The 23,629-nt window shown below is 64.3% G+C and carries 19 protein-coding genes; 9 read left to right on the forward strand and 10 right to left on the reverse strand.

The features are described from left to right. Position 1: 1 nt before the first annotated feature. A complete protein-coding gene (locus tag ACI48I_RS20355; protein WP_498575235.1) occupies positions 2–367 on the forward strand; it encodes a DMT family transporter in 366 nt (121 codons plus the stop codon). An 11-nt stretch (positions 368–378) separates the two neighbouring features. Continuing rightward, the gene (locus ACI48I_RS20360) at positions 379–1,665 is read left to right on the forward strand and encodes a glycosyltransferase family protein (protein ID WP_498575236.1); all 1,287 of its coding nucleotides are present in this window, start codon (positions 379–381) and stop codon (positions 1,663–1,665) included. Positions 1,666–1,723: 58 nt separating this feature from the next. On the opposite strand, the gene ACI48I_RS20365 is transcribed toward ACI48I_RS20360, so the two are convergent. The 6 genes from ACI48I_RS20365 to ACI48I_RS20390 form a co-directional block, all read right to left on the reverse strand. Next, positions 1,724–2,815 (reverse strand): polysaccharide deacetylase family protein, encoded by a 1,092-nt coding sequence (locus ACI48I_RS20365; RefSeq protein WP_498575237.1) that lies wholly within the window; start codon positions 2,813–2,815, stop codon positions 1,724–1,726. Between the two features lie 331 nt (positions 2,816–3,146). After that, the gene (locus ACI48I_RS20370; protein ID WP_498575238.1) at positions 3,147–4,007 is read right to left on the reverse strand and encodes a hydrolase 1, exosortase A system-associated; all 861 of its coding nucleotides are present in this window, start codon (positions 4,005–4,007) and stop codon (positions 3,147–3,149) included. Beyond that, complete coding sequence (locus ACI48I_RS20375; RefSeq protein WP_193687924.1) at positions 4,000–4,836, reverse strand: hydrolase 2, exosortase A system-associated; 837 nt, start codon at positions 4,834–4,836, stop codon at positions 4,000–4,002. Before ACI48I_RS20375 ends, ACI48I_RS20370 begins: the two co-directional genes overlap by 8 nt. Before the next feature lie 3 nt (positions 4,837–4,839). Beyond that, positions 4,840–5,100 (reverse strand): acyl carrier protein, encoded by a 261-nt coding sequence (locus ACI48I_RS20380; RefSeq protein WP_193687925.1) that lies wholly within the window; start codon positions 5,098–5,100, stop codon positions 4,840–4,842. Next, a complete protein-coding gene (locus ACI48I_RS20385) occupies positions 5,097–6,164 on the reverse strand; it encodes a GNAT family N-acetyltransferase (protein WP_498575239.1) in 1,068 nt (355 codons plus the stop codon). Before ACI48I_RS20385 ends, ACI48I_RS20380 begins: the two co-directional genes overlap by 4 nt. After that, entirely contained in the window at positions 6,161–7,348 is a 1,188-nt protein-coding gene (locus tag ACI48I_RS20390) for an aminotransferase class I/II-fold pyridoxal phosphate-dependent enzyme (RefSeq protein ID WP_498575240.1), read from the reverse strand. Before ACI48I_RS20390 ends, ACI48I_RS20385 begins: the two co-directional genes overlap by 4 nt. Before the next feature lie 160 nt (positions 7,349–7,508). Here ACI48I_RS20390 and ACI48I_RS20395 point away from each other — a divergent pair, with 160 nt between their 5' ends. The 7 genes from ACI48I_RS20395 to ACI48I_RS20425 all read left to right on the forward strand — a co-directional run bounded on the left by ACI48I_RS20395 (position 7,509) and on the right by ACI48I_RS20425 (position 17,200). After that, a complete protein-coding gene (locus ACI48I_RS20395) occupies positions 7,509–9,086 on the forward strand; it encodes an acyl-CoA ligase (AMP-forming), exosortase A system-associated (protein ID WP_498575241.1) in 1,578 nt (525 codons plus the stop codon). Beyond that, entirely contained in the window at positions 9,083–10,330 is a 1,248-nt protein-coding gene (locus ACI48I_RS20400; protein ID WP_498575242.1) for a pyridoxal-dependent decarboxylase, exosortase A system-associated, read from the forward strand. The genes ACI48I_RS20395 and ACI48I_RS20400 overlap by 4 nt, the downstream gene beginning before the upstream one ends. Positions 10,331–10,462: 132 nt before the next feature. Then, the gene (locus tag ACI48I_RS20405) at positions 10,463–11,473 is read left to right on the forward strand and encodes an acyltransferase family protein (protein WP_498575243.1); all 1,011 of its coding nucleotides are present in this window, start codon (positions 10,463–10,465) and stop codon (positions 11,471–11,473) included. A gap of 244 nt (positions 11,474–11,717) precedes the next feature. Beyond that, positions 11,718–13,208, forward strand: coding sequence for a lipopolysaccharide biosynthesis protein (locus ACI48I_RS20410; protein ID WP_498575244.1), 1,491 nt, complete (start codon positions 11,718–11,720; stop codon positions 13,206–13,208). Next, entirely contained in the window at positions 13,205–14,980 is a 1,776-nt protein-coding gene (locus tag ACI48I_RS20415) for an asparagine synthetase B family protein (protein ID WP_498575245.1), read from the forward strand. Before ACI48I_RS20410 ends, ACI48I_RS20415 begins: the two co-directional genes overlap by 4 nt. A gap of 1 nt (position 14,981) precedes the next feature. Then, complete coding sequence (locus ACI48I_RS20420; RefSeq protein WP_498575246.1) at positions 14,982–15,944, forward strand: N(5)-(carboxyethyl)ornithine synthase; 963 nt, start codon at positions 14,982–14,984, stop codon at positions 15,942–15,944. A 59-nt stretch (positions 15,945–16,003) separates the two neighbouring features. Further along, positions 16,004–17,200, forward strand: coding sequence for a glycosyltransferase family 4 protein (locus ACI48I_RS20425; RefSeq protein ID WP_498575247.1), 1,197 nt, complete (start codon positions 16,004–16,006; stop codon positions 17,198–17,200). A 7-nt stretch (positions 17,201–17,207) separates the two neighbouring features. On the opposite strand, the gene ACI48I_RS20430 is transcribed toward ACI48I_RS20425, so the two are convergent. The 4 genes from ACI48I_RS20430 to ACI48I_RS20445 all read right to left on the reverse strand — a co-directional run bounded on the left by ACI48I_RS20430 (position 17,208) and on the right by ACI48I_RS20445 (position 23,619). Further along, positions 17,208–19,508: a polysaccharide deacetylase family protein gene (locus ACI48I_RS20430; protein ID WP_498575248.1), complete on the reverse strand. Its 2,301-nt coding sequence runs from the start codon at positions 19,506–19,508 to the stop codon at positions 17,208–17,210. A 220-nt stretch (positions 19,509–19,728) separates the two neighbouring features. After that, entirely contained in the window at positions 19,729–21,087 is a 1,359-nt protein-coding gene (locus ACI48I_RS20435) for a putative O-glycosylation ligase, exosortase A system-associated (RefSeq protein ID WP_498575249.1), read from the reverse strand. A gap of 136 nt (positions 21,088–21,223) precedes the next feature. After that, the gene (locus ACI48I_RS20440) at positions 21,224–22,399 is read right to left on the reverse strand and encodes a glycosyltransferase family 4 protein (RefSeq protein WP_498575250.1); all 1,176 of its coding nucleotides are present in this window, start codon (positions 22,397–22,399) and stop codon (positions 21,224–21,226) included. After that, positions 22,396–23,619, reverse strand: coding sequence for a TIGR04063 family PEP-CTERM/XrtA system glycosyltransferase (locus ACI48I_RS20445; RefSeq protein ID WP_498575251.1), 1,224 nt, complete (start codon positions 23,617–23,619; stop codon positions 22,396–22,398). Before ACI48I_RS20445 ends, ACI48I_RS20440 begins: the two co-directional genes overlap by 4 nt. Between the last annotated feature and the right edge of the window lie 10 nt (positions 23,620–23,629).

Consider the following 23,629-nt stretch of genomic DNA (forward strand, 5'->3'; position numbering starts at 1 on the left):
AATGAAGACATATTTTCTCGCACTAGCCAGCATCGCCACTTCGGTAATGGCGCAGTTTACGTTGAAACTGGGCATGAGCACGCCGTCAGTCAAAGCGCTGGCCGGCAGACGTTTCGACCTGTCCGTATTGCTGACGACAATGACAGAACCCTATGTTCTACTCGGCTTTATCCTGTACGGCCTGGGCGCTGTCGTCTGGCTGGCAGTGTTATCCGAATGGGACGTCAGCAAGGCCTATCCACTGGTCGGCGCCGGCTTTGCGCTGAGTGCGCTGGCGGGCTACCTGCTGGGCGAGCATATTTCGTTACAGCGCGTCGTCGGCATTTGCCTCATTTGCTCCGGTGTATGGGTTGTAGCAAGAACTTGACAGGAAAATCAGTGAATAATACCTACCCCAAAATTTCCGAACGCCAGTTGTTGTGCATGGTGATTACGCTGTCTCTACTGTTGCGTTGCGTGACCGTGTACGCATTGCACATCGAGCCCGTCAGCGATTATCTTGCCTACGACCAAATGGCGCGTAATCTCGTGGCCGGTCGCATCATGGCCGACGATTTCGGAAACGTCGCCTTTTTCAGCGGAGGCTACCCTTTATTCTTTCTGACACCGATTTATATGGTGTTTGGCCACAATCTGCTTGCGGCACAACTGGGCAATGCACTGCTTGGCGGACTCAGTACCTATTTTGTCTACGTTTTGCTGAGTGAAGCAAAAGCAGGCCGGACTGCGCGTCTGCTTGGTCCTTTGTTGTTCGCTCTATATGTACCGTCCTGGATATATTGCGAATATCTAGCCAAGGAAAACCTGATGACACCACTGATGCTTGGCCTGATGGTGGGTTCAGCGCGCTTGCATCTTCGCCCGACGGTCGAGGCTGGTTTGGTTACGGGGGCGATCGTCGCCATCCTCGCAATTACCGGTACTGCCGGGATGGCATTGTTGCCAATCGCGTTCCTGGCGCTCGTGTTCGCCAGGGAGTCGACGGGGACAAAACTGCGTGCGGGGATAGCCTTGGTACTGGCCTCCGCACTGTTACTGGCACCTTGGCAATACCGAAATGCTCAGTTGCTGGGAACCCCAATCATCACCTCGAATGGCGGTTTTAATTTGTATCTAGGAAACAATCCCAATGCGGACGGTTTTTTCGTATCGATTGCGGAGACGCCATTAGGACACCAGTGGAAGAGCTTGCGGCAACAAGGCGAAGTATATGCTTCGGAGGAGTTAAAAAAGGCAGCAATCCATTGGATTGCCGAGCATCCTCTTCGCTTTGTCGGCTTGGCTCTGAAGAAAGCAGGTTTGTTCTGGATGCCGCCCATACATGAAGGGAAAGACAAACCGTCATTGATCGAGACGGTTACGCGCGCGATCTGGCTATTGCAATATATCGTCTTATGCCTGCCAGCAATCTATGTACTGCTGACCATCGCACGCCGTAACCGGGTCATGATAGGTATTGGCGGTGCGCTTATCCTGTATACAGGTATCCACATGGTCTTTTACGTGATCTTCCGCTACCGCGAGCCGATCATGCCACTGGTAATCGTCTTTGCGGCGATTGGTATCGAAGTCTTTTCGCTCCGATTCAGCAGATCCTTCAACGGGCTCCCGTTCTGGCAGACCGCGGTGTCGCGCAACAGGGCTGAGCGCGCGGCCAAGGGGTAAAGCGTAAGCTAGGGCAGCGGCGCTTTCGTCCGGCGGCGTCTCGCTGCCCGGACGCGGTTTACGCCATGGGCGAGCTCTCGAGGCTCTCTTCGTCTGCGATGACAGTGCCCCGTGTGCTGCCGTACTGGCGTGCCAGCATCCACTTTCCAAAGCGGTCGTAAGCCAGCTGGGCCATCATGCGGGGCAGCGTATGCCGTAGTGCGCTCTTGAGCAGGCGATTTTCGGATGCCTGCGCGGCGGGCAGGGCATCCGCGGCGCTGGCCATGCCGCAGGCGTCAAAGCGGTCGCTGTTTTCGTGCAGGAAGCGGCACAGTTTGACCAGTCGCGACTGGGTCAGGCGGTTGCGGCGCGTTTGCTGGAAGGCAAGGTCGCGTTTCTGGACAAATTCGAATGGATGGGTCAGCACGACGACGAGTGGAATGCCGTCGCGCCTGGCCTGTTCGATCAGGCGCCGCGTTTCGGCAAAGCTCGATCCGGCGATGGTCAGCGACTTGATCTTCTGTTTCGGTCCAATGCTCCAGTCGGTGAACGACAAGACCGGAAATTCCTTGACCCCATGCCGCTGATGCTGGCCGCTATAAAGGCGGTAATCGGGGTCGCCACTGTCGTAGATCGCCACGCCGATATTCGAGCTGTACGGAATCCCGGTGGCCGCCAGCGCACGGTACAGGTTGTCGCCATGGTGCAGGTTGCCGCTGCGGTAGACGCGCGGCGCAGGCAGGCTCCACTCCTTGAACGTATCAATTCCCTGCCTGATCAGCGTGACCGCATCCTCGGCCTGGTCGATATTGTCGTTGACGCGCTTCGTGCCCTTACGGCTGCGCCAGTCTGTATGCTGGAACACCGTCCAGCAAGGATGAGAGTGCAGCTGCACTTCATGACCTGCAGCATGGATTTTTTGGGCAATTGTCCGCATCGGATCGTGCCTGAAGTAGTAACGGTGTAGGGTCTCGACAAAGAAAGTCGCCTGGACGCCGTACTGGCGGAAGGTATCGAGCATGAAGCCCAAGCCCTCCGACCGTCCTTCGACATTGCACCAGACCAACGGCTCGGCGACCGGCTGCTTTGCCTTATCGGAGAACGCGCCGGCAATACTGAATTCGGTATCGATCGTGATGCAGACACGTGTGCGTGCCACGGTGCTGTCCATAGTTGCCTGATGAGGTTGTCTTGTCATACGCCGGGTGATCGGGAAACCGCACAACTGCATGTTTAAAGGTTTCTTAATCGCGTAGGATTTCTCCTACGTTAAGTCTACCGTAAATACAATAAGTAGGCGCAATAAATGATCCTTTGATGCAACAATGAGACGAATGGCAAGCTTGTTGTCGTAGATTGGGCTGGGTGGCCGGAAGGCGGGGAGGCAGGGAGGCCGTTCGGCCGTCTTCAGGGCGATTTGGAGGGAGAGACGCCGCTTGCGCCAGGTGTGGCGCCGGCAAGCAGGGAATGGAGGCTTTGCGGAGGAATCGAGGCGGTTCAGCTCACCAGCTGCGCAGCCAGTCGCGGGTCCAGCTCGACACCTGGTCCTGCCAGGGCCGGCGCGAGAAGGTGTGGTCCGCCTTGTCGATCTGCTGGCGCGTAAAGCGCGGCGTACCCAGCAGGCGCTGCCAGGGTCCGGAACGGTGCGAGAGCGCGGCGAATTCCTGGGCCGTGAGGTCGGCCCCGCTGAGGACGACGAGCACGCGCCCGCCAAAACGGGTCAGTGCGCCCTGCATGCGTTCCGGCAAGGGCGCGCCGTCGCCGGACGCAGCCGTGCCGGGGTCCGGCTTCGGTCCGAACGCCTTGCCGACGTTGTCCCACAGCGAACGGACCGAGTCCTTGACATCGAACTGGCCGCTGCCGATCTTTTTCCACAGGTGCGCGTCGAACAGGCGGTCCTTGTAGTAGTGCTTGATGGTGGCGCGCGCCGCCCCTCCCTCGGTGCGGACCCAGGGGTTCAACAGCACCAGCCCGGCCACGCGCGGATCCTGCGGCGCGTACATCGCAGCGGCCGAGGCGCCGTCGCACAGCCCCCAGAGCACGATTTCGGAGAGGCCGGGGACTTCCGCCACAAAACGGTCGATCGCCGCGCGCAGGTCGTCGTCAACGTTCTCGAAAGTTTGCAGGTCTCCCTCGCTGTCGCCCATGCCGCGGTAGTCGAAGCGCATGGCCGGGATGCCCGCATCGGCCAGGTCGCGCGCGAGCAGGGTGAACTGGCGGTGGCTGCCGGCGCGGTATTGCGGGCCGCCGACGACGATCAGCACGCCGCGCGACGATGGCTTCGCCGCTGCCTGCGGCAGGCTCAGGATGCCGTACAGCCAGGCACTGCGGCAGGAAAAGGCAATTGCGCGTTCCTCAGGCATCGGGTGTCTCCAGGCGGGCCAGGGTTGCCTCGATCAGGGCCGGGCAATCGATCGTTTCGGGCGCCGTCCAGAATTGCGGTCCCTGGACCGGGACCAGGTCGACCCGGCTGCCCTGCAGTCTCCAGGTATCGGCCACGCGCACCGCGGCCGGCGGCAGCGGGCGGCCGGCGGCTGCCGTGACTTCGAACCAGCTGATCGGGCAGCGCGGGCCGAGCGCGCGCGCATCGGCCGCGTCCAGGCCCGCGGCCAGTTGCGGATTCAGGGTATAGCCCGCGATCTCGAGCGCCTCGTCGGCGGCCAGCGCTTCGCGCAGAGCTTCGGTGCCGCCGCTGTCGCTGCCGCCCGCCAGCAGTTCTCCGGCCAGGCGCAAACGTAAAAAGCCGTTCAGGTAGCCCGAGCCGTTGGTGACCGGCTGCCACAGCAGCAGGCGCTCCGGCGCCACGGCCGCCGTTTGCGCATGCACGACCGCGAGCAGGGCGCCGACGCGCAGGCCCCACAGGCCGGCCGTGCGGCCGAGGCGTTCCTCGATCCAGGCGCGTCCCTGCGCGACGTCGCGCAGCCAGCCGTCCCAGGTCGCGTCGCCGAAGTCGCCGGCGCTGTCGCCGCAGCCGTGCAGATCGAGCAGCAGCACGCCGATGCCCTGGTTCGCCAGCGCACGCGCGCCCAGCGCGGCCATGCGGCGCGAACGGTTCATCTCTTCGGCAAACGGGTGCACGTAGACCAGCGCGCCGCGGCATTCCCCGCGCGGCGCGTGGTACATGCAGAAACGCGGTCCGTCGGGCGTGTCGAGGAAGAACGCGTCGGCGTGCGCGTGGCCGGGGTCGCTCATGCCTTAGTTGGCACCGTCGTCGGCGCGCTCGGCCACGAAGGCGGCCAGGCTGCCGAGGGTGGCGAAGGTGCTGGCGCTGATGTCGTCGTCGTCGACCATGATGCCGAAATGTTCTTCCATTGCGCCGATCAGGGTGACCACCGCCATCGAATCGAGTTCCGGCAGGCTGCCCAGCAGCGGCGAATCCGCATCCAGCGATTGTCCGGCCGGGCCGAGGTTCAGCACGTCGATCAGCAGGGTTTTGACTTCTTCAAGGTACTTCATAAGCTCGTCGTCGTTGTGTTGGCGGGGCGGGAACCCAGCTTGGTGCGGGTGTCCAGCAGCGTGTGCAGGCGTTTCACTCCCGGCCAGCGGTAATAGTTAACATGGTACAGAGTGCGTACCTCTTCCGTCCAGCGCGTATGCCATTCCATCACGCGGCCGTAGAACTCGAGCCGTTCGAAACGGCCGGCGTCGAACAGGCGCCGGGTCGCTTCCTCGCGCATCAGGAGGGTCGGCGACAGGTTCGAAGGCACGCTCTCGTCATATGCCGTCTTCAGCACGACGATGCTCGCGCCATCCTCGACGCACAGGTCCATCGCGACCAGCTGCTCGCCGAAATAATAGCGGTAGACGCTGGCGGCAGCGCGCGCCGCCATCGCTTCCAGCATGGCGCGATAATAACGGCCCTGGGCATTCTCGCTGCTGACCGCCGTGCCCTCGTTTCCCTTCCAGCCCGTGGTTTCGAGGCGCCCGTAGTCGGCCACGGCCTGCGCCATGGCTTCTGGTGCGCGCTCGATGACCATCCTCGTTGCGATGCCTTCGCGCTCCAGGCGCGCGCGCTGTTTTTTCAGGTTGCCGCGCAGGTTTTTTCCGCGCGCGTTCCAGTAATCCTCGAAGCTGCCGGCCAGGGTCACGCGCGCCGTGTCGATGTAGTCGAGCGTACGGGTGCAGGGTCCCTCGGCCGGGCGCGGAACCAGCATCGGGTCCATCTGCGTCAGCGCCAGCAGCAGCGGGAAGCCGGGCAGCGCGCCGAGCAGGCCGCGCGCGAGCGTCGCGGTGTCGCGGCCGTCTTCCTGCAGCCACAGCCCGACCGGCGCCTGCGCCGGCTGAAACGTGCTCCAGGCGCCGCGCCGGCTCGGGTGCACGATCGCCATGGCGCATACCGTGCCGCCATCGCGCAGGCAGGCCAGCAACTCGTCGCCGCGGCCGAACTGTTCGATCAGCGGCGCGACGAATTCCGCCGCCAGCAGGGCCGAGGCGTGCGTGGGGGCGAGCGAAGCGTGCAGCCGCATCCAGTCGCCGCTGTGGCGCGCGAACTCGCGCGCCGGATAAAGCGTCCAGCTCATGGCGCCACCGCCTCGCGCAGGCGCGCCGCCAGCCAGGACATTTCGCGCTCGGTGAGCTCCTGGTGACAGGGCAGGGCCAGCACGTGTTCGGCCAGCATCGCGCTGTTGGCGCAGGTGGCGGCGTCGACACCTTGCCACTGCGGGGTGCCGAAACGGGTCAGCGGCACGCCCAGCGCCTGCAGGCGTGCGAACAGGCGCCCGGGGTCGTCGGCCAGCAGCGGAAATACCCACGGGCAGGCGCCGTCGGGCAGGCGCGGATGCAGCGGGCGCACGCCGGGTAAGCCCTGCACGGCCGCTTCCAGGCGCAGGTAATGGCCGCGGCGCAGGGCGGCGATGCGCCCGGGCGCGGCCAGTGTCAGCATGGCGCGCGCGAACAGCGACGAGCGTTTATCTACCCAGGCCGGGTCGAAATTGAAACTGCTGTCGGAGGAGTCGGGCGCCAGTGCCGGGGCAGCGCCACCGCGCCTGCGCTTGAACAGTCCCCATACCGCGCTTTTCGCGCGCAGCGGCAGGGACAGGGCGGCGCGCACGGCCGGCAGGCGGCCGTACATGAATCCTTTTTCCAGGGAATTCAGGGCCACCTTGGCCTCGAAGCCGGCGCCGGCCGAGTGCAGGACGATGTGATCCAGGCTGTGGCGCGCCGATACCAATGCGCCGCCCTCGTAGATCGGCAAGAACTTCATGCTGCTGGCGATGGCGTAATCTCCCCAGGCGCCGACCGGGCGTCCGCCTGCCTCGCCGATAAAGCAGTGGGCGCAGTCTTCGATCAGGGCGATGCCGTGTGCATCGCACAGGGCGCGGATCGGCGCCATCTCTTGCGGGAAGCCGAAATAATGGGTGACCATCACGGCACGCACGTCGGGAGTGATTTTTTCAGCGAGGTCCCGCAAATCGACCGCGGCATCGGCGTGCACCCGATAAAACACGGGTTCGGCGCCGCGCCAGAGCACGGGAGGAATCATCGAGGCGCTGTGGTAAGCGGGCACCAGCACCCGCTGGCCCGGCTGCACGCCGATTTCGCGCAGCGCCAGCGCAATCGCGACGCGCCCGCTCGTCACCAGTTTATAGTTGCCGGCGTCGAGCACGGTGCGCGCAGGCGCTGCGGCCGCGCGCCGGAACGAGGACGCCGACAGGATCGGCGCCAGCGGAATCAGGGGCCGGACGGGTGACGGGTTCGCGCGCATCCGGCCAGTATAAACCGGGTGTTGAAAAATTTGCCACGAGACATCGCTTGTTGGCGACAGGGGCGCGATACGCGGGCTGGAAAGCTGCAAGCTGTTAAGATTGCGGGCTGCGCGGCCCTGATGTCGCGCTTCCGCATTCGACCCCGTATTGATCACGACCATGGCTGATTTGATCCACGATTTTCTGTTCGATTCCGCACGCCGTACGCCCGCTGCGGAGGCGCTCGTCTACGGCGCCGTGCGCCTCGACTACGCCGCCCTGGCCGCCGCCGTCGAGGGCGCGGCCGGCGCGCTGATCGAGGCCGGCATCGCGCCGCGCGAACGGGTTGCCGTGTTCCTGGAAAAGCGCATCGAGAACGTGGCCGCGATGTTCGGCGCGGCCCTGGCCGGCGCCGTGTTCGTGCCGGTCAATCCGCAGCTGAAACCCGAGCAGGTGGCCCACATCCTGGCCGACTGCAAGGTGCGGGTGCTGGTGACCTCGCCGGAACGGCTGGCGCAATTGACGGACGTGCTGGCCGGCTGCCCGGACCTGGGAACCGTGTTCGTGACCGGCGCGGCGCCGCTGCAGGCCGCCGTCGAGGTGCGCAGCTGGGACGCGGCGCAAGCGGTTCCTGGCGCCGCCGTGCTGGCCGCGCGCCGCCCGATCGACGCCGACATGGCCGCGATCCTGTACACCTCGGGCAGCACCGGCAAACCGAAGGGCGTGGTGCTGTCGCACCGGAACATGGTGGCCGGCGCGCGCAGCGTGGCGAGCTACCTGGCGCTGACGCCGCAGGACCGCATCCTGGCGGTGCTGCCGCTCAGCTTCGATTACGGCCTGAGCCAGCTGACCTGTGCCTTCCTGGCCGGCGCCACCGCGGTCCTGATCAACCACCTGTTCGCGAAAGACATCCTGAAAGCGGTGGCGGCAGAACGCATCACGGGCCTGGCGGCGGTGCCGCCGCTGTGGCTGCAATTGGCGAACCTGGCCTGGCCGGGCGACTGCTCGCTGCGCTATCTGACCAATTCCGGCGGCGCGCTGCCGACGGCGACTGTCGCCAGCCTGCGCGCGGCCTTGCCCCGCGCCGAGCTGTTCCTGATGTATGGCCTGACCGAGGCTTTTCGTTCCACTTATTTACCGCCATCCGAACTCGATCGCCGTCCCGATTCGATGGGGCGCGCGATCCCGAACGCGCACGTCATGGTGGTGCGCCCCGACGGCACGCCCTGCGCGCCGAACGAACCGGGAGAACTGGTGCACCGCGGCGCGCTCGTCTCGCTCGGCTACTGGAACGATCCCCTTAAAACCGCCGAGCGCTTCAAGCCGGCGCCGGGCCACGACCCGGCGCTGCCGATCGTCGAGATGGCGGTCTGGTCGGGCGATACGGTGCGCATGGACGAAGAGGGCTACCTGTATTTCATCGGCCGCGGCGACGACATGATCAAGGTCTCTGGCTACCGGGTCAGCCCGCTCGAGGTCGAGGAGGTGGTCTACGCCAGCGGACTGGTGGTCGAGGCGGTTGCCTTCGGCGCGCCGCATCCGCAGCTGGGGCAGGCGATCGTGCTGCTGGCGCTGCCGAAGGACGCGGACCTTAGCGGCGCGGCCCTGTTAAAAGCCTGCCAGCGCCACCTGCCGGCCTGGATGGTGCCGGCCCACGTCGCGTTGCGCGACGAGCCTTTTGCGCGCAACCCGAACGGCAAGATCGACCGCAAACTGCTGCAGCAAGCCTTTATTACCCTGTTTGAAAGCACACCATGAACGCAGACGCGAAGCTGAAGCCGGTCCATGCCTCCCAGACCCTGTTCCCGGTCGAGGACGGCTGCCTGCAGGTGGGCGGCGTCCCGCTCACGCGCCTGGCGCAGCGCGTCGGCAGCACCCCGTTCTATGCCTACGACCGGCGCCTGTTGACGGAACGGGTGGCCCACGTGCGCGCGCACCTGCCGCCGGCGGTAGAGCTGCATTTTTCGATGAAGGCCAATCCGATGCCGGCCCTGGTCCAGCACATGGCGCATCTGGTCGACGGCATCGACGTCGCCTCTGGCGGCGAACTGAAGGTCGCACTCGACACCGGCATGGCCCCCGGCCGCATCAGTTTCGCCGGTCCCGGCAAATCCGAGGCCGAGCTGACGCGGGCGGTGGCCGCCGGCGCCGTGGTCCACGCCGAGTCCGAGCGCGAGCTGCGCACGCTGGCGCGCGTCGGCGACGCGCTCGGCATCGCACCCTTGCTGGTCCTGCGCATCAACCCGGACTATGAGTTAAAAGGGTCGGGCATGCGCATGGGCGGGGGCGCCAAGCAGTTCGGCATCGACGCCGAGGATGCGCCGCGCCTGCTGAAGCTGTGCGCGGAGCTCGGCCTCACGGTGCTCGGCTTTCACATCTTCAGCGGTTCGCAAAGTTTAAAGGCCGAGGCCATCATCGAGGCCCAGGCCCAGACGTTTATCCTGGCCCAGCAGCTGAGCGGGCAGATGCGCGACCCAGTGCGCATCCTGAACATCGGCGGCGGCTTCGGCATCCCGTATTTTCCGGGAGAAGCGGCGCTCGACCTTTCTCCGATCGGAGATGCGCTCGCCGCCGCGCTGCCGGGCGTGAAGGCGGCACTGCCCGAAGCGCAGCTGTCGATCGAACTGGGGCGATACCTGGTGGGCGAGGCCGGCGTGTATGTCGCGCGCGTGATCGACCGCAAGGTGTCGCGCGGGCAGGTGTTTCTGGTCACTGACGGCGGCCTGCACCACCACCTGGCCGCTTCCGGCAATTTCGGGCAAGTTATCCGGAAGAATTATCCGGTCGCGATCGGCAACCGGATGAGCGAATCGAACGAACGCGAAACGGCTTCCGTCGTCGGCCCGCTGTGCACCCCGCTCGACCTGCTGGCCGAACGCATGGAGCTGCCGGCAGCGGAAGTGGGCGACCTGGTGGTCGTGTTCCAGTCCGGCGCCTATGGCCGCTCGGCCAGTCCGCAGGGTTTTCTCAGTCATCCGGAAGCGCCGGAAGTGCTAGTCTGAGGGCCATCCCTGAAGCTGGACGATATTTGCGTGGAAAGATAGCCACACTGCACGATATATTTCCCAATAACTAGGTATTTTTTCTTGGGGCGAGTGTTTCGTTATTAAACTGGGGCAAACTTTGGAAACGTAATGAAACAACACATCCCATATCTCGACGGTTGGCGCGGATGCGCGATCGCCTTTCTGTTGATCGGACATTTTTTCCCTTATTCAGGGATTAATTTCGGCACTGTTGGGGTGGCATTGTTTTTCGTTCTTTCCGGATTGTTGATGGCCCAGGTGCTGTTCGTCCAGCGAACGGATTTCGGCAGCTTTTACCGGCGCAGGATTTCGCGTGTCGTGCCCTCGGTGGTGGTGTACCTGGCCGCGATCACGGCGGTCTTCGCCCTTACCGGAAACCAGGTGTCCTCGAGCGAATTGCTGTCCGCCGCTACCTTCACCAATAATTATTTCGTGGCCACTAGATGGACCATGCCGTTCGGGCATATCTGGTCCTTGAGCGTCGAAGAGCACTCGTATGTGCTCTTGTCCTTGGCCGCCTTCTGGTGCCGCGCGCGTGGCGGGCGCGGCCTGCATGCCATTGCCGTCATCGTCTCCGCAATGCTGCTGGCGATCGCCGTGTATTCACTGGTCCCCGGTGCGCAGGCACCCAACTTTTCCCTGCGCACCGAGGTCGCCTCGTTCGGTATTTTCTGTTCCGGCTTCCTCGCCTTGCTTGTCACGCAAGGCCGCTACGCCCTGGCCCGGGCCTGGATCGCGCCGGCAGCGCTCGCAGCCGGGATCGCAGCGCACTGGTGGAGTGTTCCCATCGGGCTACGCGTGGTACTTGGCGCGGGCGGACTGGCGGTGGCGCTCAACGCGATGGCGTACGCGCCGCGCTGGCTGCTGGCCATTTTTGAATTTTCCTGGCTGCGCACCCTGGGACGCTATTCGTTCTCGATCTACCTGTGGCAGCAGCCGTTCTACCAGCTGACTTATCGCAGCGGGCTGCCACCCGTGCTGGGGCTGCTGTTATCGCTCATTGCGGGCTGGGCGGCTTTCCATCTGATTGAGGATCCCGCCCGCCTATACTTGAACAAGCGCTGGGGCGCGCGGGCGCGCATGGATTCGTACCCCGAGTCCGCAATCATCTCTCGCTAAGGCAGCAGGCGTTTCCGGAGGAATTCCAGGGTGCGCACGATTGTTGTGATTCTTGACACACTCTGCACCTTGGTCTACTCTGCGGTGGATATATTTCCCACGATCAAAGCACAATGCGCCGCACCTCAGGAAGTTTACAGCGCATGGGAGCAACGGGCACGGCTGATGTTCTGTCGGCGCTGTGCCCTGCGTCGCCCCGTGGCGTCGCCAATCGGTCACAGTTGCAGCAAAGGTAGTTCGTAAGATGTCCCAGAAAAACAGCAGCAGCATCACCGGCGGCGCAATGATCATGGTCGCGATGCGCTGGGCCGATCGTTTGATCGGCATCGTCAGCACCTTCATCCTGGCCCGCATCCTCATTCCCGATGATTTCGGCATTGTCGCCATGGCCTCGGTGGTGGTCTCGTTTGCCGACATCATCTTCGATCTCGGCGTCAACGTCGCCCTTATCCAGCGCAAGAACCCGAGCCAGGCGTACTACAACACGGCCTGGACCCTGCGCATCATCCAGACCGCCTGCGTGGCCACGGTACTGGTGATCCTGGCGCCCTTCGCGGCTGAGTACTACAAGGATCCGCGCGTCACCGTGGCGGTCCAGATCATGGCGCTGTCGCTGTTCGTGTCCGCGTTCGAGAACGTCGGCATCGTCGACTTCCAGAAAGAACTGCGTTTTGGAGACGATGCGAAATACGTGCTGTTCAAGCGGCTGGTGGGCTTTTTCATCACCGTGGTGCTCACACTCATCATGCAGAGTTACTGGGGCATGATCCTGGGCGCGCTCGCCGGCCGCGCGGCGGCGGTCGCGCGCAGCTATATGGTCCACTCGATGCGTCCGCGCTTTGCAGTGTCGGAATTCAAGGAAATCTTCGCGGTCTCGCAATGGGTACTAGTCAAGAACATCAGCTCCTTCCTGGACCACAAGCTGCATATCTTCATGGTCGGTGGTCTGGCCAGCACCAGCGTGACGGGCGGCTACACGCTGGCCACCGAAATCGCCGATGTGCCGGGTTCGGACTTGTTGGCGCCCATCAACCGGGTGCTGTTTCCCGCCTTTGCCCAGGCCAAGGACGATTTGCGCGAGCTGACCAAGCTGTTGCTGCGCGCGCAGGCGGTGCAGGTGATGGTGACCTTCCCCGCCTGTGTCGGTTTCGTGCTGACCGCGCAGGAATTCGTGCCGGTGGCGCTGGGCGAAAAGTGGCTCTTCATCGTGCCTTTCATCCAGATCCTGGCCCTGTCGAACATCATCCAGTCGATCAACAGCAGCGCGAACTACGTGCTGACCGTCATTGGCAAGATCCGCCTGCTGGCCGTGACGAGCTGGATCCAGATCCTCGTATTCTGCGCCGGCGCTCTCGTGCTGAGTGCAAATTTGACCCCGGAACGCATCGCCCAGTTGCGCATGGCCTCGATCGTGCTGACCTTTGGCGTTTCCTACAGCCTACTGATGCGCAATATTCCAGGACTGACCGTGCGGATGCTGGCCCAGGGTACCGGGCGCCCGCTGCTGGCTTGCCTGGCCATGGCCATGGCCCTGTTCTTCCTGCAGACGCAAGTGCAGGCCCCGAACTGGGCCATGCTCGTCCTGAAGGTGGGGACCGGGGTGCTCGTCTACTGCGCCGTCGTGATGTTGCTATGGCGCGTCGCCGGCCGTCCGGAAGGTGCGGAAACCTATTTTCTGTCTAAAATAAAGCGGACGAAGCCATTGCCCGTCGGCGTACCTGGCGAGGCCAAATGAACATCAACCTGGATTTGATAGCGCGTCAGTTCGCGGACGTCGAATTTTTCCTGGCCTGCGTCTTCCCCGACACGGCGCCGCAGTTCGGTCCGGTGCCGTCCACCCTGGCCGTGGCCAGTACGCCGGAGTTCTGGGCGGTCAGTTCGCGCGCGCCGTCCAACGGACGGGGCTTGCTGCATGAGGTCGCCGGCTCCCAGCTGGCCTTTCGCGGCTATGAGGCCGCGCTCGGCGTCCACTCCTATTCCGACCCGGCCATGCTCGAGCGCATCGCCGCGCCGGACGCGCTGCAGAACGGTGCTTTTGCCTACCTGAAATTCGACCCGCAGCTGCAGCAGGCAATGGTCAGGAACGATGCCTTCGGCTTCGGTCCGATGTATTACCGGCAGCGCGGCGGCACCTGGTTCTTTGCTTCGCACCCGGTCTTGCTGCACTTCGCCGGGGATGCGCCGGACCTGGGCTCCTGGGTGAGCCTGATGCACAACGGCAGCGCCATGGACGGCCGCAGCTTCTTCCAGGACATCAAACGTTTCCAGGCCGGGGCGCAGATGACGATCCGGCGCGACGGTGCCGACACGCAGCAGTGGTTCGATGTTGCCCAGCTCCCGCCGGGCGAGGAAATGATCGACGACAAGGCCTTCCGCATCGTCGAAGACGCCTACCTGGCTGCCATGGAGCGCTGCCTGAAGCTGGACGTGGGCGAGGTGACCTTGCCATTCTCGAGCGGCTTCGACTCGCGCCGCTTCTTCGCCACCTTGCTGCGCAAGGCGGTGCCGTTCAAGGCCGTCACCTGCCAGACCTTCCACCGCAAGAACGGTCGCGACTACGATATCGACTCCTATTTTGCGCCGAAGATCGCCGCCGCTTTCGGCGTCGATTGCGAGCTGGTGCGCGCCGTGCCTCCTTCCGCGATCGAAGCCGAGCAGGCGCGGCGCCAGGCCCTGATCGGCACCGAGACCTTCATGCACGGCTGGGCCTTGCCCTTCATGCACTGGCTCGCCAAACGGCCACCCTCGCTGGTGTTCGACGGCCTGGCCGGCGACACCTTCGGCAATTCCGGTTTCGAGATCGACGGGTTGCACGAGACGCCCGAAAAGGATGCGGAACTGGTGCTCGAGAAGTCGACCGGCCCCTTCGTGCTGCAGCAGCTGTCCTCCCGCTTCCCTTCCGGAGAAAGTTTCCGCCGGCATTACCGTGCATTCCTCGCGCAGTTCCCGCCCAACCTCAACCAGGCGGAACTGGCTTTCCTGCAGTCGCGTACGCGCCGCTGCATCAGCCCGTGGATCACGATGATGCACCCGCCGGGACACGTCGTCGTGTTCCCGTACTGCGACCTGGAATTTGCGATCGCAACGCTGAAATACCACCCTGCGGAAAAATACAAATATTTCTTCCAGAAGGAATGCCTGCTGCGCTTTTACCCCGAATTCTACGATTTCCATGGTTCGCGAAACCTGCCGGCCGATCACCCGCCGCTGGAGCAGGCCACCAGCCGGGCGCGTGACGAGGCCCAGGAGCGCTATGCCTATGGCGACGCCGCGGTGACCCGGGAAGCGCTCGGGTATCTGAACTGGCCGAACAAGCTCGTGCTGCTGGCGTCGCGGCTGATGCCGGGCCTGCGCCGGCGCCGCGACTGGCTGTTCCGGCCTCTGCTGCTGCTGGTGCGCACCTACCGCGAAGCGCCGGCCTTCATCGAACTCGATACCCGCGCGCAGGCAGCTCGCCAGGCCGGCCAGGCTGAATTGACCGAACCAACAACCGCAACCAGGGGATGACATGAAAACCGTTGGACTGATGATCAGTACGAAGGAAAACGAAAAACGGCGCGCCATGCTGCCGAAGCACATCGAACGCATCCGCAACCGGGGGCAGCTCTATTTCGAAGCCGGATACGGCGAGACGTTTGGCCACAAGGACGACGAATACCGGGCCGCAGGCGCGCACGTGGTGTCGCGCGAGGAGGCGCTGTCGAAGGACGTCATCGTCGATCCGAAGATCGGCGACGCCACCTATCTGTCCGAACTGCGCAGCGGCCAGACCGTGTTCGGCTGGGTCCATGCCGTGCAGAACCGCTCGATCACCGACAAGATCATCGACAAGCAAGTGACCGCGATTGCGTGGGAAGACATGTTCGAGGGCGGCCGCCATGTATTCTGGCGCAGCAACGAGCTGGCCGGCGAGGCCGCGATCATGCACGCCTTCACGCTGTACGGCAAACTGGTCTATGAATGCAAGGTGGCCCTGATCGGCCGCGGCAACGTCGCGCGCGGCGCCCACCGCGTGCTCTCCTGCATGGGCGCGCACATTAACGTCTACGAGCGCCGGACCGAGTCGCTGCTGCGCCAGGAACTGTCGAAGTACGATGTGGTCGTCAATGGCCTGCTGTGGGATGTGTACCGCAAAGACCACATCATCTACCGTGAAGACCTGCCGAAGCTGAGGAATCCGGCGATGATCGTCGACATCAGCTGCGACCGGGCCGGCGCCATCGAGACCAGCCGGCCGACGACGATCGAAGATCCGGTCTACACGGTCGACGGCGTGCTGCACTATGCCGTCGACCATACGCCGGCACTGATCGGCTATTCCGTCACCGCCTGCCTGGGTGAAGAAATGGTCAATTACCTCGACACCATTATCGAGGACCGGATCGAGGAAGACCCGGTTCTGCGCCCGGCGATCTGCATCCGCAACGGCAATATCGTCGACCAGCGCATCATCGATTTCCAGAAGCGCTGACTTCGACAGGCCCTGGGAAAAGCAAGTACAACACGGAGTTATTCGGTGGAGGATCCTGCGTGGCGCCCGTAACACGCCCTGTCGTCCTGTTTGTCCTGCAGTGGTCCCTGCGCTATGTCGGCGGCGTCAACCACGTCGTCACGCAGTTGGCGCAACAGATGCGCGCTGGCGGCGCGTTCGAGCCGCTGGTGCTGATGGCCGACTGGGATGCGCCGGCACCGGTGTATGAAGACATCCACGGCGTGCGTACCGTGCGCTGGCAACTGCGTGCCCGCCACCACGGCATGGGCGTCAAGGCGCGCCTGGCGTATGCGCTGTGGGAGCGGCGCTTTCGCAAGCAGTTCGCCCGCTTCTGCCAGGTCCACGACGTGCGCGCCGTGAACCTGCATTATCCGGGCGACGCCGCGTTTACCTTCGCGCGCGTGTTGCAGTCGCTGAGGCCGCGCATTCCGCTGCTCCTGTCCTTCCATGGCACCGATGCCAGCAAGCTGGCCACCCTTGGAATGGCCGAAAAAGACGCGTGGCGCCGTCTGATCGTGGGGAGCGACGCGGTCGTGACCTGTTCCCGCGAACTGGCGCAACGGCTCGATGGAGCACTGGCGACGCCGGTGCCCCATCGCATCATCTATAGCGGCGTCGATGCCGCCAGGTTCGCCCGCCGCGCGGCGCCGGACGCGACCGGCAAGCGCGTGATCCTGCACGTCGGCCGGTTCGATCGCAACAAGGGGCAGGATGTCCTGCTTGCGGCCTTTGCGCGCATCGCCGATACGTTTCCCGACACGGTGCTGCACCTGGTCGGCGACAACGACGGTAACGGGAGCACGCTGGACAGCCTGCGCGCGCAGGTGACCGACCTGCGAATCGAGGCGCGGGTACGCTTCTTTGTCAGTGTCCCGTTTGACGACATGCCTGCGCATTTTGCCCAGGCCACCGCATTCGCCTTCCCCAGCCGGCAGGAAGCCTTTGGGCTGGCCCTGCTGGAGGCGGGCGCCGGCGCGCTGCCGGTCGTGGCGGCGCAGGTCGGCGGCATTCCCGAACTGATCGAGGATGGGGTGACGGGACTGCTGGTCGAGCCGGACAACGCGCCGGCGCTGGCGCAGGCCCTGGCGACGCTGCTGGAGGATCCCGCCGCGGCGCAGCGGCTGGGAGCGCGCCTGGCCGAACGGGTTGCGGCCGAATTTTCCTGGAGCGCGACCCGCATGCGCTATGAGGAACTGATCCGCGAAACGGGCGGCAAGGCCCGCGGCGCGGCCTGAACGGAGCTCAGGCGGCCTTCGACGTCTTCTGCGTGACAACGCCATTGACGACTTCATCGAACAGCGCGGCCAACTGGCGCGCACGGTGCGCGCGCGACGAGCGCTCGACCAGTTCGAGCGAGGCGACATGCGCGCTGTCTTCGCGCAGGCGCTCCAGGAAGCGCTCCAGCCGCGCTGCGATCTCGGCGGCATCGTCAATGAAGGCGGTGTCGTCGAAGCCGGCATTCGCCAGCACGCGCGCCGTTTCTCCCTTGTGGTCGACCAGGCCGAAGATCGGCTTGCGGGCGCGGAAGTACTCGTACACCTTGGCCGGGATCTGGTTGTTGAAGGGCGTGCCCTGGAACAGCAGCAGGCCGTCGGCCGCGCCCATTTCGGCCAGCGCTTCGCGGTAGGGTACCGGCTCGGCGGTGGCGGCAATGTCGGCTACGCCATACCGTTCGATCAGGGCCGTCACGCCGGCGCTGTTGCCGGGCGCGCGCAACACCACGCGCAGCGTCGCGGCGCTGATCACGCCGCGTGCCTTGAGGCGCGCGAGGGCGTCCAGGAAGGCCGAGGGATCGCGTCCGGTGTCGTAGAGCAGGCCGCTGTGCACCAGCGTCAGCGCGCGTCCGGCCGCCGGCGCCCTGGCGGCGGGCGGGGCGCTGCCGAATGCGTCCTCGTCGTAGCCGTTCTCGATCACGACGAATTTCGCCGGCGGCAGCTCCGGGAAACGCTCGCGGTAGGAGGCCATGGCACCCTGGGTCGTAAACACGGCCTTGCTGCAGCGGCGGATGGTCTGCTGCTCGATCCACGCATACAGGCGGCGTTGCGCCTTGTTGGTCGGATAGGCCGGCTGCAGCATCGGGTCCCGGAAATCGGCCACCCAGGGCAGGCCGGTGAGGCGATGCAGGGCCAGGCCGATCAGGTGCGCGGTGGCGATCGGGAAGGTCGACCAGATCAGGCGCGGACGCTGCGCGCGGATCAGCGACAGGCCGGCAGGGACCGCGCCCATGCACCAGCTGATCCAGCGGTCGGGCAGGGCGCTCGCGTTCAGGTAGCGCCCGCGCCAGCCCATGTGGCGCTTGGCGTCGAGCGCGAACGCGCGCCGCACCAGCAGCTTGGGCGGAATGCTGGCCAGCTGCGAAGGATTCTGGGTTTCGTAAACGCTGGCGTTGGCGGTGAGAACCATCGGTTCCCAGTCGCTGGCGGGAAGATGGCGTGAAAAACTCAGGCTGCGCTGGATGCCGCTGCTGGCTGCCTGCGGCGGAAAATGAAATGCGATCAGTAACGCACGGTTGTGCATGTTGCTATCCTTGTTGCTCATCGTGGTTGCTGGCTGCTGGTTGCCTAGCGCCATCCAGCTCAGGAGGCGCAGGCCAAAACGAAATGGGGTGCGGTCCCAGGGCCGGCTGCGTGGCAGCTGGAAGCGGTCCTGGTCGGAGGTGATGCGCCCGACGGCGGTGGTGAAGGCTGCGAAATAGCCGGCCTGGCGTACCATCTCGACGTGGCGCGCATCGAAGTCCTGGCCGACCTTCCCGTTGGGATAGGCGAACAGGCGCACCGGTTTGCCGATCAGTTCTTCCAGCTGATTCTTGCCGCTGGCGATCTCGATGCGCGCGCTCTCATCGTCCAGGCTCGTCAAAATCGGATGGGAGACCGTGTGCGCGCCGATATCGACGCCGTTGCGGTCGAGTGCAACGAGCATGTCAGGGGTCAGCATCAGCGCGGCATGGTCCATGCCGCTCATGTCGTCGAGGCGGGCGACCAGACGCTCGCGCTCGGGCGGCGGCAGGTATTTGCCGGACTCGGTCAAGCGCAAGGCGGTCTGCTTGCGCTCCTCGAGCGAGTTCAGGGAATAGCGTTCGAGCCCGATGTCGCTCAGGTCGAGGGTACCGGCCGGCAGGGACTGCACCGCATGAATGATGCGGTCGTTCCACATATTGCCCGCGCCGCTGCCGAGAAAGCCGGTGGTAACGAAGACCGTGGCCGGCAACCGGAACTTGCGCAGGATCGGCAGCGCCAGGTCGTGCACCGAACGGTAGCCGTCGTCGAAGGTAATGCAAACGGTGCGCGGCGGCAGGCGGCCTTCGTCAAGCGCGCGCAGCGCCTCGTACAGCGGCATGACATTGAAGCACTCGGCCAGCAGCGCCATCTGCCAGTGGAAGGTGGCGACATCGGGTTCGGTGTCGAGCAGCGGATCGGGACGTGCGAGAACGCGGTGATAGTTCACCACGACCAGGCTGCGCTGGCTGGACAAGAGCCCGATGGCGCCGCCGGCAGCGCGCAGCAATTTGGTGCCGAGCCGCGTGTGTCGATGCGATTGGCTCATCGGATCAGCGGCCCTGGCGTTGACCGCGTCGCCGCCGTTGCGCGCGCATCGGATGCGCGCGGAAGGCAGAAAAGCATAGGGTGGTGCAAACATGCGATGTAGGGGGTCATCAAATTCGTGGGCGAGCGATTATTCGTACCGGGGGCGATACCGGGCTAACTGAGGGCGCGGGACACACCGTCCCGCCTGCCGAGCCAACTATATCATTCCATTTGGCAATTTATCCGTGTGCAACATAGGCAGGCTTGGCGGCAAACCCGGTATGCGGCCGCGCGTTTGGCGCCGGCACGACCGCGGCAAGCAGCCTTCTTTCCAACACGACGACCAGTCCGAACAACGCGAAGAGCAGATCGAAATACGCCAGGCTCAACGCGGCACCGCCGAGCGCGAACGCGAAAATACTGAGCTGCACCATGACCGCCGCGTTCGGCAGCCAGGCCGGCGCACCCAGGTTGCGTGCCTTGCGTGCGACCCTACCAGCCTTCAGGAAGCTCGTCACCAGGCAAGCGATGTACAAGGCGAGTCCGACGAAACCCTGGTCGCCCAGCACCTGGAAATAGATACTGTGGGCGGCGCGTGCGAATTTATCGTTCGGCAGCGAGGTGCCGGTATAGAACCAGGGGTAGGCAAAGAATTCCTTCGACAGCTCCGACCAGACCGGGAAATACTCGAGCGACTTGATGCCCCCTCCGAAAAAGGGATGGTGCATGGCCATGATGAAGCTCAGCTTCCAGGCAACGACCCGGCCCATGAACGAATCGTCCTGCCCCGCGGTCGTGATCGTGTCGATACGCGCCACATAGTCCGACGAAATGTAGAACGATGCACCGATACCGAAGGCCACGATCAGTATCGTGAGCAGGATCTTGCGATCGCTTTTGATGTACAGGTAAGCACCCAGCGTGAGCAAGGCGACGAAACCGCCGCGCGACTCGGTACCGATGACCCCAAGCGCTAGCAAGGCCATCGTTCCGATCAGGCCCAGGTTCAGGATGCGCGATTGCTTGCCATATTCGGTCCAGAGGTAATAGCAAAGCGGAAGCGTCATGACGAAGGCCAGCGACAGTTCGTTGCGGTCGCCCAGCACGTGGCCGGTGAGGCCAACGATCTTGTGGCCGCCACCGCTGGCGATGAATTTCAGCGTCTCCAGGTCGGCGTAAAAACCGACCGAGAGCACGACGCACCACAGGACGAAATCGAAGTGCAGCTTGTCCTTGATCACCAGGATCACGGCAATGAACAAGGCCATGACTTTTGAAAAACGGATCCAGTAGTCCCAGGCGACTTCCTGGTTACCGATCGACATCGCGGTACTGCCCAGGGTCCACAAGAAGAAGGCGAGCACGAACGCACCGACACCCGTCAACTCGATTTTCGGCTTGGTTTTCCAGGCCAGGTAGCTGATGATGGCAACGCCCGTAAACAGCAGGTTGTAACGGGGAATGCCGGCGATGCCGTAGACCCAGGCATTCGGGTAGAACAGCGCCGTCCACAGCCACATGCCGACCGCGATGAAGGGGCGTTGAATCATCGCATACAGCAGGACCGGCAGCAGGGCGAGCAGGAAGAGGTCACGCATCGCTTTGCTTCCTGTCGCGGGCAGCCTGGTCCTTGCGCTTTTCCGTCTTCAGCGCCCACAAGCACAAATAGGCGACCGCCAACAGGTCAAGCGCCCACAATATAGATTCCATTTTCGTCAGTCCACTGAAAAAGGGTTAAGCCAGCGCCAGCTTTCCGGCCCGGCGCAGCAGGACCTGCTCGAACAGGCGCAGCTGGCCATCAGTCGTATCGTCCCAGCTGAAACGCTCGGCGTAGCGGCGCGTTGCGCCGCGGTCGGGGTAATTCGCGCGCAGCGCATTGACGGCATCGGCCACGCCCTGGTAGCTGCGCTCGCCCATCAGGACGCCGGCGTCGGGCGAAGCCACCACCTCCGGCGTGCCGTAGACGCGGCTGGCCACGACCGGGGTGCCGCAGGCCATCGCCTCCAGCAGCACGTTGGCCCAGCCTTCGCGGCTCGACGACAGCACCAGCGCGTCGGCCGCGCCGTAATGCTCGCGCAGCTGCGCCTGCGGTACCGCGCCCAGGAAGGTAACACGGTCGCTGACCTTCAGCTCGCGCGCCAGGGTCTCGAGTTTTACCCGGTCCGGGCCGTCGCCGGCCAGCACCAGGCGCACGCCCGGCAGCAGGGGCAAGGCACCGATGATCAGGTCCTGGGCCTTGACCGGCACCAGGTGGCCGACTGCGAGCAGCGTGAACAGGGCGTTCGGCCTGCGCTCGGTCGGACGGAACAGTTCCAGATCGACGCCGTTCCTGAGCGAGACCACGCGGTCGGCGTCGACGCCGAGCGCCACCACTTCGTCGCGCAGCGCATTGCACACCGTGATCACCGCGTCCGCCCGTTTGGCGGCCCAGGTGATCATCTTGCGCGGCAGCGCGTACTGCGGAAACAGCGTGATGTCCGAGCCGCGCGCCGTGATCACCAGCGGCTTGTTGAAATAGCGACCCAGCATCGCGGCGGCCACGCCGTCCGGATAAAAATAATGGGCGTCGATCAGGTCGAAATCGAAACCCTCGTCGATCAGGCGCGCAATGGCCGGCTTGGCCGCCTGCGCCAGCAGCGCCGGCGCCAGGTTCATGCCGACTTTCGGGATCACCGGATAGCGCGGGTGCGCGACCTGGATCCCGTGGCGCACTTCATGACGCGGCGCCCTGGCAAAACGCGCCCAGTTGCCGAAGCGCGGATGGGTCGAGGGGAACCAGGGAATCGGCGCCACCACGCGCGACTCGACCTGGCCGCTCGCGACCAGGTGGCGCAGGCGCGTCTCCACGAAAATGCCGTGGCCCGGCTTTTCGCCGTTCGGGAACAGGGTACTGAACGTCAGGATCTTCATGCCGCTTTTAACTTGGAGCCCGTCAGCTGGCCATAGATGTTTTTATAACGCGCCACGCTGACCGGCCAGTTACGCTCGGTTTCCACGTATGCGCGGCCGGCCAGGCGCAGCGCCGGCCAGGTCGATTGGGCGTCGAGCAATTCTCCGACCTTGCTGGCCAGCGCGGCCGGATCGTCCGGCGCGAACAGGATGCCGGTCTTCCCGTCGTCGATCAGCTCGCGGTGCCCGCCGACGCTGGACGCGGCCAGGATGCGGCCCTGCGCCATCGCTTCCAGCGGCTTTAATGGCGTGACGAGGTCGGTCAGGCGCATCGACAGGCGCGGGTAGACCAGCACGTCGAGCAGGTCGTAATACTTTTGCACCTGGTCGTGCGGTACGCGGCCGGTGAAAACGACCTTGTCGGCGATGCCGAGATCCTTGGCCAGCTGGCGCAGGTTCGCATCCTGCGGACCGCCGCCGACCAGCAGCACGCGCAGGTCGGGCGCGCGCGCGGACAGGGCCGGCACCGCGCGCAGCAGCACGTCCAGGCCCTCGTAGGCATAGAAGGAACCGATAAACCCGATTAAGCGATGCCCCGCCAGGCCCAGCTGGCGCTTCAAATCCTGGTCGGCTTCGCCGCCGACGGCGAACTTGTCGATATCGACCGCGTTCGGGATCACGGTGACTTTACTGGCCGGGATGCCGCGTTCGACGATGTCGCGGCGCAGGCCTTCGCAGATCGTGGTCACCGCATCCGCGCGTTTCAAGGCATGGGTTTCCAGCGCGCGCGTCATCTTGTAGCGCAGGCCGTTCTCGGTGCTGGTGCCGTGGTCGACGGCGGCGTCTTCCCAGAAGGCGCGCACCTCGTAGACGACCGGGATGCCGAATTTGCGGCCGGCGCGGATCGCGGCGATCCCGTTCAGGCAGGGAGAATGGGCGTGCAGGACATCGGGTTTGATCTGCGGGATGATTTCGCTCAGGCGCTTTTCCAGGCCGTTGATCACTTCCAGCTGGTTCAGGATCGGCAGTTTTGCGAACGCACCCCTTGATTTCGCGGTGCGATAAAAATGCAGGCCGTCGGCCGTTTCCTCGGCCAGGTCCTTGGCGCCCTGGTGCTTGGAACCGGTCACGTGAAAAGTCTCCCAGCCGAGCGCGCGCTGTTCGCGCAGGATCGAGGCGGTGCGGAAGGTATAGCCGCTGTGCAGCGGGATCGAATGGTCGAGGACGTGAAGGACACGCATTTTATTTTAA

This window comes from Massilia sp. LXY-5, from assembly GCF_059801075.1.

What these genes read in the sequence shown, in the direction of transcription:
- ACI48I_RS20415 (WP_498575245.1), top strand. Translation starts at nt 13,205, where the DNA reads ATGAACATCAACCTGGATTTGATAGCGCGTCAGTTCGCGGACGTCGAA.
- ACI48I_RS20375 (WP_193687924.1), bottom strand. Translation starts at nt 4,836, where the DNA reads ATGAGCGACCCCGGCCACGCGCACGCCGACGCGTTCTTCCTCGACACG.
- ACI48I_RS20385 (WP_498575239.1), bottom strand. Translation starts at nt 6,164, where the DNA reads ATGAGCTGGACGCTTTATCCGGCGCGCGAGTTCGCGCGCCACAGCGGC.
- ACI48I_RS20395 (WP_498575241.1), top strand. Translation starts at nt 7,509, where the DNA reads ATGGCTGATTTGATCCACGATTTTCTGTTCGATTCCGCACGCCGTACG.
- ACI48I_RS20400 (WP_498575242.1), top strand. Translation starts at nt 9,083, where the DNA reads ATGAACGCAGACGCGAAGCTGAAGCCGGTCCATGCCTCCCAGACCCTG.
- ACI48I_RS20440 (WP_498575250.1), bottom strand. Translation starts at nt 22,399, where the DNA reads ATGAAGATCCTGACGTTCAGTACCCTGTTCCCGAACGGCGAAAAGCCG.
- ACI48I_RS20430 (WP_498575248.1), bottom strand. Translation starts at nt 19,508, where the DNA reads ATGAGCCAATCGCATCGACACACGCGGCTCGGCACCAAATTGCTGCGC.
- ACI48I_RS20435 (WP_498575249.1), bottom strand. Translation starts at nt 21,087, where the DNA reads ATGCGTGACCTCTTCCTGCTCGCCCTGCTGCCGGTCCTGCTGTATGCG.
- ACI48I_RS20405 (WP_498575243.1), top strand. Translation starts at nt 10,463, where the DNA reads ATGAAACAACACATCCCATATCTCGACGGTTGGCGCGGATGCGCGATC.
- ACI48I_RS20365 (WP_498575237.1), bottom strand. Translation starts at nt 2,815, where the DNA reads ATGGACAGCACCGTGGCACGCACACGTGTCTGCATCACGATCGATACC.
- ACI48I_RS20355 (WP_498575235.1), top strand. Translation starts at nt 2, where the DNA reads ATGAAGACATATTTTCTCGCACTAGCCAGCATCGCCACTTCGGTAATG.
- ACI48I_RS20390 (WP_498575240.1), bottom strand. Translation starts at nt 7,348, where the DNA reads ATGCGCGCGAACCCGTCACCCGTCCGGCCCCTGATTCCGCTGGCGCCG.
- ACI48I_RS20445 (WP_498575251.1), bottom strand. Translation starts at nt 23,619, where the DNA reads ATGCGTGTCCTTCACGTCCTCGACCATTCGATCCCGCTGCACAGCGGC.
- ACI48I_RS20410 (WP_498575244.1), top strand. Translation starts at nt 11,718, where the DNA reads ATGTCCCAGAAAAACAGCAGCAGCATCACCGGCGGCGCAATGATCATG.
- ACI48I_RS20370 (WP_498575238.1), bottom strand. Translation starts at nt 4,007, where the DNA reads ATGCCTGAGGAACGCGCAATTGCCTTTTCCTGCCGCAGTGCCTGGCTG.
- ACI48I_RS20380 (WP_193687925.1), bottom strand. Translation starts at nt 5,100, where the DNA reads ATGAAGTACCTTGAAGAAGTCAAAACCCTGCTGATCGACGTGCTGAAC.
- ACI48I_RS20420 (WP_498575246.1), top strand. Translation starts at nt 14,982, where the DNA reads ATGAAAACCGTTGGACTGATGATCAGTACGAAGGAAAACGAAAAACGG.